The following is an 11985-nucleotide window of genomic DNA, read 5'->3' as shown; positions in this document are numbered from 1 at the left end:
TCGAGACCTGAACGCTTTGTCGAGACCCTCGCGGAGATGAATCCTGTTATTCCAGATGCCATCGGGATACAAGGTGCCGTCGTGCCTTCGACGAGCGACACAGAACCGCTGCGCTCAGACCCCTGGGCTGAGCGTCAGCCCTGCTTGGGCACACCATCGCCGAACGATTCCTCGTTCTTGCTCTTTCATCAAACGATTGCTCCGTCCACGTGCCTGGACAATCGTTCGGGACGTCGGTCGAACTTCGATCGTGATCCGTTTATCAACTTCGGTGTTGGTTTCTACTTCGAGAGTCCATATCGATGTGCCTCCACGAGAGCAGCTGCTGGCGTATGTGGCAACGCAGTGGTTTAGGTTGCGACCTTCGACGACCAATGATCGGGAGCAGAGAAGTTCTCGAATGGTCCAGATCTTTGCGTTTCCGGATGTTTCGTTACCTTCCATGAACTCAAATCCGGCGATCCCAACCGGTTTCCAATTTGCGATCTGAATTCGATTGCTTCCCGCCAAGGCGCGATGCCACGCCTCGACTTGCCGTAGCAGCGAGTTCGCTGTTCTTCCCTTCATCGTGAAGTTGGGCTCTGCGGGTTGCGGATTTTCGTGGTCCTCTAAAATGCCAAAGACTCGTTGCGGCACGAATCTTTGATGGTGAATGTAGTCAAGCATGGGTCCGATCTGAACGAGGTCCAGCATCGACTGCTCCATCAGCCAACGAAGGACCGTTGTCCAGAAATCGTCATGCTCGAAGTCGTCGGCTAAGCGGGTTCCTGCCACCGCGCGAGCCAATCGCTCGTCCCCACCCAGTCCGATGACCTGCGCCCAACGTAACGCTTGAGGAATGGTGACATCCGCCGGCGCATCCTTGAACTGGTGAGCCATGCGTTTAGTAAACTTGAGTGGCAGTCGCTGATCGCGGAGGCTTCGTCCCACACCAAGGTGGAGATACCAATCGCGAAACTCGACTCCCTTTGGGTCGAGTCCACCACCAGTTTGAGTCCCCATGGTCCAGGCATGGTCCATGAACAGGGGAACCTCTCCAAAACGATCAAAAAGATGCCGAAGCAGCGAGTGAAACTGACGCTTGGCGTTGTGAGTCCTTGGTTTCCAGTCACCTAAGGGACGGACCCATTGAGGGCGAGCATGAGCGACCAATACTAACGACTCCAAAATCGAGATTCCACCCGGCGAAAGGCTGCGATGACGATTTGATTTGTCGTGCAACTTGCAACCGACGGACTGCAGATGCTCGAGCAGAACGACGAGGTCTTTCCTACGAAAGACTGGCTTGCGAAGTTCTGTACGATGGTTGTGCTGCACCAGGTGCGATATCAACGCGGCAAATCGTCCGACATGCGGATCCGCGATGGAGTCCTTCTCGATTTCACCGCTTGCGATTCCAGTCAACAGCTGTTTTTCTGAAACTTGATGCTGACGGCGCATGTGCATCGCATGCTTCGCCGTCAGCGATGCGGCATGGTCCCGCTCTCGCCTCAACATGCGATTCGTTTTTTTGGGCCCCAGCCCGAAACCATGCTCAGTGCACCAATGCTGGTACTCCTCTACCGAGCCCAGCCCTAGGCGTTGGACGTGGTGGATTTGCCTCCTGGACGGGGACTCTCGATCCGGATTCTTGCTTTTCTTTCCCATCTCTTTTTCCCTACTTGTAGCGAGTCGCGCCCGTTCGGCGGGATCAACACGGTCGGTAATGAGAAATGCAAGGACATAGGGTTAACTCAGCGAACAAAGGTAAAGAGATGGCAGAAGCGGCAAGCTCGATGGGTAGAGAGACACCGATTTGGCCAGCGGGTTCGCAGGACGCAGACATCTTGACCGTTTATTCACGAACCCGCTTTGCTTGCTGTGCAGCGCCGTTTTGGTGAAGCGTCAGGGCGTAGGCCGGGCCTTCGGCGCGAAGATGAAACTCCAATTGTGCATCGACACCGCGGTACGACCACTTCGTTGGTGAATCTGCAAAGACTTCCTGCGTCGGTTGGTTCGTGATGCCAACCATCAAGTGACCGTCTCTGAGGTTCACGTCAAAGATAAAGTTGGGAGCGAGTTGATATCGGCCGACCAGCCGCTCAGGTGTGACCACCTTCGGCTTGGTTTGAGTTGTAGCGAGTTCCATCATTAAGTGACTCATCATTGCGTCGCAAGCTGAATACGCCTGCGATTGCCCCGAATTCGCGCAGACGACGGCAGCGAAGTCTGACTCGGGTAGCACCCAAATCAACGCATACGCATTCGTGTTGGATCCCGTGTGATTGAGAGCGGGACCGAGTCCCGTATCCATGATGATCCAACCACAACCGTACTTTGCACCTGGCAGGGAGTAGTCGACCTGGGGCTTGTGGAGATGATCGAAGGCGTTCTGGGTTCGAAGCACCGGCGAAGGCTTGCCTGCTAAGTGCCATCTCGCATATTTCGCATAGTCCTCGGTTGACAAGTGAACCGTTCCTGCTGCGGCATAGACCGTTGGGTTTTCAGATCCCGCCGTTCTTGGATCGACGGGATCGCCATTGGCAGCTTGATGGCCCCACAACAATGGCGGCTGACGTTGCTTTGCTGATTTCATCGAACGAAAGTCTGCCGAACCCATTTCGAGAGGGACGAACACGTGTTGCTTCATGAGAGACTCAAACGACACACCAGCGCGAGTCTCCAGCATCGCCGAGGCGATCGCATAACCGAGATTCGAGTAAGCGAACTGCCCCTGAGGCTGCGACGGTTCTTGGGAAAGCACCAAGTTGAGCATCCGTCGGCGTTCCAATGGGGGCGATTGTTTTTCGTCGAAGAAGCCAGCCCAAGCCTGGCCTGAAAGATCGGAAATGTTGCCAGGTAGCCCACTTTGGTGGGACAACAATTGGTCCAAGGTTACCGTTCGCAGAATCGGGTGAAGATTGTCGTCCGTTGCTTTGGGCCAAACGTCACCGAGGGTCGTATCCCAGTCGATCTGCCCGGTTTCCACCATCACGGCCGCCAAGGTTGCTGTCATGGATTTGGTATTGGACCCGATCGGAAACCTGTCTGACAGCGTAACCTTATCCGTCGTTCCCCGTTTTCGATTACCAAAGCAAGCCGCCTTCACCGGTCCATTTGTGTTGACCACTGCAACCGTCATTGCTGGCACGTCATGCTTACGAGAAATCTCCGCGAGCTTCGCGGCCATCTCCTTAGCCGAGTCTTCCGCCGAGGAGCTTGAGCAAATGCTTGTCGCTAAGAGTGTTGAGATAATAACAATCGAGGAGGTGCACTTCATCATTTGAAATCCAAGCGTAAATAGAAAGGGATTAGGTGTCAGTCGTTAGGATACGCAATAACGCGACGTGCGTCTGAGTTATCCACAACGGATGTTGACCTCGAGATCCCGACTCGGTTAAAGTTTGGTTAGCCAAATTAGACTAGCCAAACCGCGGTAACGGAACGCCAATATCGCAGGGAAGTTCTGCGTGTCGATTGATTGGAGTCCACAACGCATGAAGATCGGCATTCTCGCTGACATCCACGAGCACGTCGAAAACCTGCGGTCTGCACTGGATCGGTTTCAATCATGCCGTGTCGACCAGGTCGTCATTCTCGGTGACGTCTGTGAGGTCGGTGAACGGATACGGGAGACAGTCGCACTGCTGCGCAACCCAAACACGGTCGGTGTTTGGGGGAATCACGACCTTGGACTCTGTGTCGGTCCCGATACAGAAACCTTCGGGAAATTCGGTGAAGATGTTCTCGAGTTTTTTCAAACCCTCAGGCCACACCTTGAAATCGGGGGCGTACGATTTTCGCACGGGATGCCGACGTGGGATGCGACCGACCCCGGAATCTTCTATCTCGGCGATCCACCCTGGTCTGGCGAGAGCCTTTCGTCCGTCTTCACCACATTTCCGAATCATGCTTTTCTAATCGGTCACTATCATCGCTGGCAAATGTGGACTGCCGATCGGAAATCGGATTGGGATGGAACTCGTCCGATCGTGCTCAAGCCGCAAGAACGCTCTTTCCTAATCGTTCATGGTGTTCTTTGCGGGTGGTGTGCGGTGCTTGATACGGATACGGGCGAGTTCACCCCGTACTTCCTTCTTTAATCTTTCTGTTGCGACGCCGCAACCAATAGGCCCGTGTAAGTCGCGTAAGGCAGAAGCATCACGACACCTTCGGCTCGGCTCACCGAAGCGTGACTGACGAAAATCGGCAAGCATAAGAGTACAGTCAGAACCATCGCCTTTTTCGATAGATCGATATGTGCGCGGCCAGCTCAAGTAGTAGAATGGCAGGATGAATCTCGCATCCGCACATCACAAGGCGTTGTCTTTGTTCCAAGCCAACCTCGATCCGTTAAGCCCGAACTTGTCATCTTCGGAGCATGGTTCCAGCAACCAACGGGAGCGGTCCGACGCGCGGCCGAGCGGTCGCTCGGTTCGTTGCGTTCGCACCGCCCTGCAATGCGTCGGGTCCATCCTTGGAGTACTGCTGATCAACATCGCTTACGGGCAAGCCACGTCAAACGGGATCTTTCACTGGAAGGTCGGCCCGCCACTACTGGCGGTCAACCAGGATCGGCTTCCCCCGTCGCTTGAACATCCCTGGTTGGCCGTCAAAGACCCGAGTGTTGTTCGTTTCGATGGACGATGGCACTTGTTCTGTACTTTGCGGAAGGCAAAGCAGGGCGAGGGTCGAATCCGAATCGGCTATTTATCATTCGCGGATTGGTCTGACGCCAACAATGCTGACTGGACCGTTCTGGATTTGACCATGGGGTATCACGGAGCGCCGCAGATCTTCTACTTCGAGCCTCATCAGAAGTGGTATCTCGTTTATCAAGCAGAGGACACGACGCGGCAGCTCAAGTACGGACCCTGTTTCTCGACCAATGACGACCTTGCCGATCCGCACGGATGGACGTTACCCGAGCCCCTTTATGTCGTTAAGCAGGGTGCAAAGGCGGGACTGGATTTCTGGATTATCTGCGACGACACAAAGGCACACTTGTTCTTCACTTCGCTCAACGGACAAATGTGGCGAGCAGCAACCTTGATCGATCAGTTTCCCAACAAGGGATGGACCGAACCGAAGGTGGCGTTGCAGGCAGATATTTTCGAAGCAAGCCATACTTATGCCTTGCGAGGCCAAGACAAATTCCTGACAATCGTCGAGGCTCAAGCTGGCAAACGACGTTACTTCAAAGGCTTCGTCGCCGACACACTGGACGGTACCTGGACTCCCTTGGCAGCGAGTCAAGACAAGCCGCTGGTCTCGCCTAACAACGTCGTCAACCAGTCCCAATCATGGGCGACATCCTACAGCCACGGAGAGTTTGTCCGTGCCGGCGTCAATCAAAAACTTGAGATCGATCCCGACAATCTAGAACTGCTGTTTCAGGGCGCCAGTGACGAAGAGTATCAAAGCGGCGACTACGGTCAAATCCCATGGCGACTCGGGACGCTGAAGTTGAACTCACCCGCGCACACAAAGTGAACGCGTACGTTCGGTCGTTAAGTTATGACCCTCATGACACAAGAAACTAGAAACATTCACGTTCACTTGCCATGGATCAAACCATCTTAATCGCAAGAATCGAATCTGGCTTGACGACGATCGTCTCACGAAAAAGGATCGTGACGCGGTTGCCTGACTGAGTGAACTTGGGGGCGACATCGGTTGCTCCTTTGATGGTAACCGACGTGACCTTCTTTTCCTCTGGCACCTCAAGCGTGAATTGGTTCAACGCCACCGAACCCCACTTCACCTTCAGTGTCGCCGTTTGTTTCCCGTCCGCTCGCGTTTGGCAAAACGTTCCCCATCCTTCTGCCGCCGAGAAAAAGCAACGAAATGCTTCGGCGGCTTGTTTGGGAGCGAATCCAATTTGACCCTTCGGTCCATGATAGGAAAACCCGCTGACGCCCAACAAACATCCCCACGACGCCAAGGCTCGAGCGTAGTGATCACCGCATTCAATTTCGTTCCAAGGGTTATGGTCGATTCCGTCGTAACGTTCATGAATCGCTCGTACGATCGCGAGGCCCTCGGTAACCATGCCTTCATACAGCATATGTGCAGCAACTTGATACTCGGTTCCCGTCCAAACTTCATCACGGTAACGCACCGATGTTGGGCCAAGGTGTTTTGATTTCGGCCAAGTACACATGAACAATCCGGCTTCACCCGGGCGACAATACCAACGCTCGGGCGGATGCTCTTGGTTCTGTGGAGCAATATCTGGTGCCCAGTTGTATTTCCAAATCGAGTTGACTGTCTTTTGCACGGCTTGCTGCGGATACAAGTAGCCTAAATTCAGCTGGTGGGCGAACGATTGTCCGAAAAGTTGATCTGCCAGACAGCCATCGCCCTGTTGATTCTTCGGATGCTTTGCCAAATCAACATTCTGAACGAAATATCCGTACTCTTCATTCCAAATTTGCTTCATCGTCGATTCGGCCCCCTTCTTCGCCAGGGTCTGGCATTGCTTTGCAAAGGCCCGGTCGCCGACGTCCTCCGCCATCTTCTGTCCGGCCTTCAAAGCGGCAAGATACAATGCCCCCACAAGCGTATTGGCGCCGTAATAATCAATGTCATAGGTGTTGTGCTGCTTGCCCTGAATCAGACCATCAATGCTTCCGTCTTCGCCGTCGAGTCGCATCAGAAATTGAATGGATTTCCTAATTTGAGGCCAGTATCTTTTTAAGAATGCGTCATCTTTGGAACAGGTGTATTCGCGGAAGGCTTTCAGGATATATCCGCCCATGGCATCGCCAGCCCAGCCACCGGACCAATCCACGACCTGAACGCCTCGGAAAAAGATCGCTCCATCTTGTTCACGATACCCGCGTTTCGGATCAAAATCCTGGAACTCACGAACGCTCCTTTCAAGCTCAGGAAAAAGCCTCGCCATGCCCTGTGCGTAGTTCCAAACGTGACCACAATTTCCGGAGCAACAACCGACTCCCTCCCACGCCCAGAGGTAACCGTCTTCACGCCAGGTGACCGTTTCGGTCGCCAGATTCGCCAATGGCATTCCCACTCGCTGCAGAAACCAGTAGGGCAACGATGAATCGAAGTAGGTATCCCGAAACAGAGCCGTTTCCGTCGTGAGCCGTTGAAAATGGTCAGCCAAATACTTGGCAACCTCCTGAGAACTGGAGTACCATTGGTTGTAGCGATTTCCAACACGTTCACCGGCGTTGGCCTCACCACCCCAGCCGGCCCGACCGTTCGCGCCTCGGTTGGGGAAATACCAGGTGAGGAGAAAATCAATGGTCGCTTTCTCGCCCGGAGCGAGAGTCGTTGCGGAGCTCACTCCAGCAACTCGCGTAGCGCCGAGTTCATGCGTCGCTTTCACCACACCCGAGAGTCGAGCGGATTGGCCAAATGCGCGAAGGAATTCTGCGCGACTTTCAAATGCAGCCACTGCCGTCGAATTTTCGGCCAAGGCGGTGAGAGAGACATCTCCGGCATGGCGGTGGTGAGGGTCGTACGGTTGTCTCGCGAGTGGGTTTTGATCCGAGAAGTAAATGTGATCAACGTTAACGTGTCCCCAGCCCCCAGTTTCAGAATCGAGGATTCGGATGCGAGCTCTTTTTCCAACCAGATCGGTGACATCCCAGTAACCCGTCTGGAGCGATTCGCGGCTCTTGCCCGCTGTTGATTTGACGACGGTGTCATTGACCAACAATTGGATCGCCGTCCCTTCGTGCGATCCGCCGCCGATCAGAAAGACAACGTACGGCAATTCGATCTCAAACTCACTTGAAGTCGCCGTGCCCGTTTTCCCGTCATTCCCGCCAAGGAAAGTGTTCACCAGTTTCTTTCCACGAAATCCAGACACCCGCTGTTGACCCGGCAGTGTCCCATCCGCTGGGATCTCACCAAAGGCCTCCCCTTCGATGATCCAGTTTTCATAGCCCGCCTCAAAGTCCTCAAACAGCTTCACGACAGGCTCCGCTTCGACCTCCTTTGGCTTTTCAATGGCGCACATTTGCACCGATTGTTTTCCGTCCATGTCAGTGACAACGTTTTGATTGAGCGCGTGCCAATTCGATAGGTCACTAAGTCCAACGGGGTTTTGCAACCAGCCGGCAATCGCAATTTCCTGTTGTTCGTCACTCGTGTTTTCGACCGTATAGCGAAGGATCGTTGCGGGGTTCGCCGAGTCTCGGGCGTTTAAGGGAATGAAAGGCGAAAACACATCGGCTTCGACTTGAACAGGCAAGGATTCGTTCTTGGAAAGGTAACGAAGGGTTGCAACCGGATACTCCCCGATGAATTCAATGTCATCATAGTCGTTTTGGTTGAGCTGTCTTACCGAATTGCCGACACGAAGTGCAAAGCCCTGGTCTACGGGTGCAGGGGGTGTAAAAGGTTTGTCCGGATAACAAACCGGGTAGGTACCCATCGGCGTCTCCAACTCATAGCTTTTGCCATAGCCCGTGTTGTGACTGTTGTTGGCAATCCACCAGTACCCCAGGGAACCGTCACCGAGAACGTAAAGTTGCCCCGCAGCAATGCCACCACAGGGCATGCCGATCGTTTGCAACTCCTCCTCTCGATACGGTTTTCGCTCCCCCTTGGCGGTGAGCAAATGCAACCACTCTTTGGTCAGCTGTTTGTCTTCGGGAACAAAGTGATCAGCCAAGTCGTTCGATGGCCTCTCGGCGTAAGTTCTGGACGGAGTGACACCGGAAATCCCCACCACGCCTGCTCCGGCACCAACGAGGGTCAGGAATTTGCGTCGCTGCAACCCCGAATCCTGCGAGCACTCGCAGGAGGAGGATTGGCAAGTTTGTTGTTCGTTTCGCGGATCGCTATTTTCTTTCATCGTTTTCACACTCGGTTCGTGGTTCACATTAAGGAGGCAAGGGGCGATCAACGGTAGAGACGAATCGCAGGGAAGTAGCAAATCCTCTACTATCATTGCATAAAACGGTTCGTTCGGTGCGCACCTGCTGCCGACTCGATTCCTTGATAGCTGCGACCCCAGCATGACACCGTTGAACCATATCAGACGATCCTCGACACAGGCTACCAAGGGGAGGAGCAATTTAGATCATCGGGACGAAGGTGAATGGATGGCCGGACCGTTCTCGGTTAGACTTCTACGAGCGTTTCCTACGGTTGCCCAGATTCTTTGTTGACGAAAGAGTCTGCAAACACCGAATTCAAAGACTTGTTTCCGCGGCACAACCCCCGTGCCCACCTATCGCATTTCCGGCAACGTCTCGAGGCATCTCTTTTCCACTTCAAACGGCTTTTCGATTTCAATGACACAACGACTTCGCTTTCGTACCAGTATTGTTCTTTCCTGCTTCGTGGCTACCAACGCATTGGCTCATGAGGGCCATGACCATCCTCACGAAGCAGCAAGTGCCCCGCAGCAGATGGTAGCCACCGCCGCTGGACCTGAGGCCAACTCCTTTGTTGCCGATGGAGTGACCTATCAATGGAAGCACCGACCCGACTTGGGACTGCAACCCGAAGCGATGGTCGCCGCAGCCAAACCGGGACTTCATAACAACGCAGATGAAGACCCGGAAACAGGCGAGGTTGTGACCGTGGTCGCCAATTATGGCTTAGTCAAACTTGACCAACAAATGAAATCTTGGTCCTTGGTGGACGACCAAGATCCCCACTTTGCCGGTGGCATGAATTCCCACGGCATGGATTGCTTTACGATCGATGGCGAAGTGTACTATGCGTCGGCATCGACCAATACGCAAGAAGTTGTCGTTTCAAAGCGTGGCAAGGTGATCGCGCGTCTTGAATCCCCCAAAGGAACGGAGTTTGATAATCCCGGCGTGAACGCGTACTACAAATCAGGTGGACGATTCGTTCCGTGTGATGTGGTTTGGGTTCCAACGGCCAAACGATTGTTGGTGGTGACGGGCTACAGCAATGGTGATTTTGCGATCTCGGCTCGGCGAGTCGACGGTGCATGGAAGTGGGATGGTGTCGCCTTTGGGGGACGAATTCAGCAAGGCGGCCCGTTTCTGACAGGGCATGGAATTGAACTCAAGATAACCGAAGATGGAATCGAGACCGTTCAAATTGCTTCGCGAGGACATGGCCGTTTGTATGGCTTCACCCCGAACGGTGCAATGATCAATCTGAATGCTACGGAGGGCCAATACTACGCTCAGCTACACAATGCAGCGCGACCTTGCAACCTAGACTTCCAAGGTGATTTGACGTTCGTCCCGCTTCTTGACTCCTTGCCGTCGACTAACGGCGTGGCTCCTGTGATGGTGCTCAAGAACTTCGAATCGACCGGTTCGCTGATTCCTGCAGAATTTGACGACCTCCAATTCATGCGTCACATGCATGGATTGAAAACCGTTCGCCGTGACCGTAAACTCTTCGCGATCACGTTGTCTTGGCGGAATGGTGGCGAAAATGGTCAAGGGAAACTCAATGACGGTCAGATCGCAATCTTCGAAGCCGTGGCGACACAGTGATCTGTCTTGATGAAAAAGACGGAACGAACGAAGGGAAACGACGATGCATCTTTGCAATGTAGTCTTTGCGGTAGCTGTCACGCTTACCCTGTTTGCGTCACCGACCGACGGAGAAGAGACGCTCACGCCCGTGATCGATGGCCAGTGGTGGCAAGTTGCAGGTGACCCCGATTTGGGCGACTACACCCGACCGGGACAGCAACCGGTTGATTTTGGTGTATGGCAAGCCGCAGATGGCACGTGGCAATTGTGGTCCTGCATTCGTGGGACCGGTTGCGGCCAACACACTCGGCTCTTCTATCGCTGGGAAGGTCAGAGTTTGACCGATGAACATTGGAAACCAATGGGCATCGCAATGGAGGCCAAACCCGAGTTCGGAGAAAGCCCCGGTGGTCTGCAAGCACCTCACGTCGTTCGCTACAAGGGCCTCTACTACATGGCCTATGGCGACTGGAACAATATCTGCTTTGCGACCAGCAAAGACGGAAAGGCCTTCGAACGCGTGATCCAGCCCAATGGAAAGACAGGTGCCTTCACCGAGGGGCCCGGTTGCAATACACGCGATGCCATGCTGATCCAGATCAATGGATTGTGGCATTGCTACTACACCGCTTTCCCGAACGGTCGTGGCTATGCGTACTGTCGAACGTCGCCTGATCTGATGACATGGAGCGAATCCTCCGTGGTCTCCTATGGTGGCAAGGTTGGGCCAGGCGCGTGCAATAATGAGTGTCCTCATGTCGTCGAAGTGGAACCAGGACAGTACATTTTCTTCCGAAACGAGACCTACGGTGAAAACGCTCGAAACTGGGTCTATTGGTCCAACAATCCACTGAACTTCGGCATCGACGATGACAGTAAACTGGTGCGAAGTTGGCATGTCGCGGCGCCCGAGATCATTCACCACGAGGGCCAGTACTACGTCGCCTCGCTGCTGGACAGCTTGAAAGGAATCAAAATCGCTCGTCTGAAATGGCTGAAGTTGCCTGAATTGGGCGAGCCCGTCTTTGACTTCAATTCCGCTGACGAGCGTGAAGCCTGGGCCATGAAGAGCGGCAGCCTTGCTTCGGTATTCACTAATTCCTCGCGGCAGGACTTCAAAGCGAAAACAGCGTATTTTGTCGCAACAGCGGAAGTTGGGCAGGGAAAATTCGACGACGGACAAACTGCTGTCGTCCAATCGCCTGAGTTCATCTTGGACAGCGAGGGCTACATTCTTTTGGTCTCTGGTGGCAACGATTTGCAAAAGCTGTACGTAGCTCTTGTCGAATCCGAGTCCGGCAAAGAGCTCGTGCGTGTAACCGGCAAGGACTCCAATGCTCTGCAAAAAGTGTTCGTTGACTGTACGGGATTGAAAGGCAAGCAAGCCTTTCTGCGAATAGTCGACGATGCGACCGTTCGCTGGGGGCACATCAATTTTGGCGGGATCTATCAGGATCCGTTGAGGTCATTCAGCGAATGATTCAACGTGGACGTCGATCTGCCTATTTTTTCGCATTCGACTTCGTTTGCACTGGCGTCGAACCGAACAGCCATAACACGA

The 11985-nt window shown here is 53.9% G+C and carries 9 protein-coding genes; 5 read left to right on the top strand and 4 right to left on the bottom strand.

The features are described 5' to 3' along the window. Positions 1-114: 114 nt before the first annotated feature. Together Poly41_RS13130 and Poly41_RS13125 are read right to left on the bottom strand one after the other, a co-directional pair. Positions 115-1497, bottom strand: a complete 1383-nt coding sequence (locus Poly41_RS13130) for a PcfJ domain-containing protein (RefSeq protein ID WP_197231302.1) — start codon at positions 1495-1497, stop codon at positions 115-117. A 337-nt stretch (positions 1498-1834) separates the two neighbouring features. After that, positions 1835-3109, bottom strand: coding sequence for a serine hydrolase (locus tag Poly41_RS13125; RefSeq protein WP_231615662.1), 1275 nt, complete (start codon positions 3107-3109; stop codon positions 1835-1837). Between Poly41_RS13125 and Poly41_RS34905 the strand changes: the two genes are divergently transcribed. Together Poly41_RS34905 and Poly41_RS13120 are read left to right on the top strand one after the other, a co-directional pair. After that, positions 2994-3266: a hypothetical protein gene (locus Poly41_RS34905; RefSeq protein WP_231615667.1), complete on the top strand. Its 273-nt coding sequence runs from the start codon at positions 2994-2996 to the stop codon at positions 3264-3266. The genes Poly41_RS13125 and Poly41_RS34905 overlap by 116 nt on opposite strands. A 183-nt stretch (positions 3267-3449) precedes the next feature. Further along, on the top strand, positions 3450-4082 hold the full coding sequence (locus Poly41_RS13120; protein WP_146526642.1) for a metallophosphoesterase family protein: 633 nt from the start codon (positions 3450-3452) through the stop codon (positions 4080-4082). Here Poly41_RS13120 and Poly41_RS34070 read toward each other — a convergent pair. Continuing rightward, a complete protein-coding gene (locus Poly41_RS34070; RefSeq protein WP_197231301.1) occupies positions 4079-4216 on the bottom strand; it encodes a hypothetical protein in 138 nt (45 codons plus the stop codon). The two genes, Poly41_RS13120 and Poly41_RS34070, sit on opposite strands and share 4 nt — an antisense overlap. Positions 4217-4272: 56 nt before the next feature. Between Poly41_RS34070 and Poly41_RS13115 the strand changes: the two genes are divergently transcribed. Continuing rightward, a complete protein-coding gene (locus Poly41_RS13115) occupies positions 4273-5472 on the top strand; it encodes a non-reducing end alpha-L-arabinofuranosidase family hydrolase (RefSeq protein ID WP_146526641.1) in 1200 nt (399 codons plus the stop codon). 76 nt (positions 5473-5548) lie between these two features. Here the strand turns inward: Poly41_RS13115 and Poly41_RS13110 are convergent, their stop codons facing one another. Continuing rightward, a complete protein-coding gene (locus tag Poly41_RS13110; protein ID WP_197231300.1) occupies positions 5549-8809 on the bottom strand; it encodes a GH116 family glycosyl hydrolase in 3261 nt (1086 codons plus the stop codon). A 442-nt stretch (positions 8810-9251) separates the two neighbouring features. Here Poly41_RS13110 and Poly41_RS13105 point away from each other — a divergent pair, with 442 nt between their 5' ends. Both Poly41_RS13105 and Poly41_RS13100 read left to right on the top strand, forming a co-directional pair. Continuing rightward, positions 9252-10442, top strand: a complete 1191-nt coding sequence (locus Poly41_RS13105) for a hypothetical protein (RefSeq protein ID WP_146526639.1) — start codon at positions 9252-9254, stop codon at positions 10440-10442. A gap of 43 nt (positions 10443-10485) precedes the next feature. Beyond that, positions 10486-11904 (top strand): glycoside hydrolase family protein, encoded by a 1419-nt coding sequence (locus Poly41_RS13100; RefSeq protein WP_146526638.1) that lies wholly within the window; start codon positions 10486-10488, stop codon positions 11902-11904. Positions 11905-11985 lie beyond the last annotated feature (81 nt).

Origin of the sequence: Novipirellula artificiosorum, from assembly GCF_007860135.1 — a bacterium.
Lineage (GTDB): Bacteria > Planctomycetota > Planctomycetia > Pirellulales > Pirellulaceae > Novipirellula_A > Novipirellula_A artificiosorum.
Note: the sequence above shows the minus strand (reverse complement) of the source record. Positions and strands in the feature narration are given on the sequence as shown.

What these genes read in the sequence shown, in the direction of transcription:
- Poly41_RS13130 (WP_197231302.1), bottom strand. Translation starts at nt 1,497, where the DNA reads ATGTTGAGGCGAGAGCGGGACCATGCCGCATCGCTGACGGCGAAGCAT.
- Poly41_RS34905 (WP_231615667.1), top strand. Translation starts at nt 2,994, where the DNA reads ATGGATTTGGTATTGGACCCGATCGGAAACCTGTCTGACAGCGTAACC.
- Poly41_RS34070 (WP_197231301.1), bottom strand. Translation starts at nt 4,216, where the DNA reads ATGGTTCTGACTGTACTCTTATGCTTGCCGATTTTCGTCAGTCACGCT.
- Poly41_RS13115 (WP_146526641.1), top strand. Translation starts at nt 4,273, where the DNA reads ATGAATCTCGCATCCGCACATCACAAGGCGTTGTCTTTGTTCCAAGCC.
- Poly41_RS13110 (WP_197231300.1), bottom strand. Translation starts at nt 8,809, where the DNA reads ATGAAAGAAAATAGCGATCCGCGAAACGAACAACAAACTTGCCAATCC.
- Poly41_RS13105 (WP_146526639.1), top strand. Translation starts at nt 9,252, where the DNA reads ATGACACAACGACTTCGCTTTCGTACCAGTATTGTTCTTTCCTGCTTC.
- Poly41_RS13100 (WP_146526638.1), top strand. Translation starts at nt 10,486, where the DNA reads ATGCATCTTTGCAATGTAGTCTTTGCGGTAGCTGTCACGCTTACCCTG.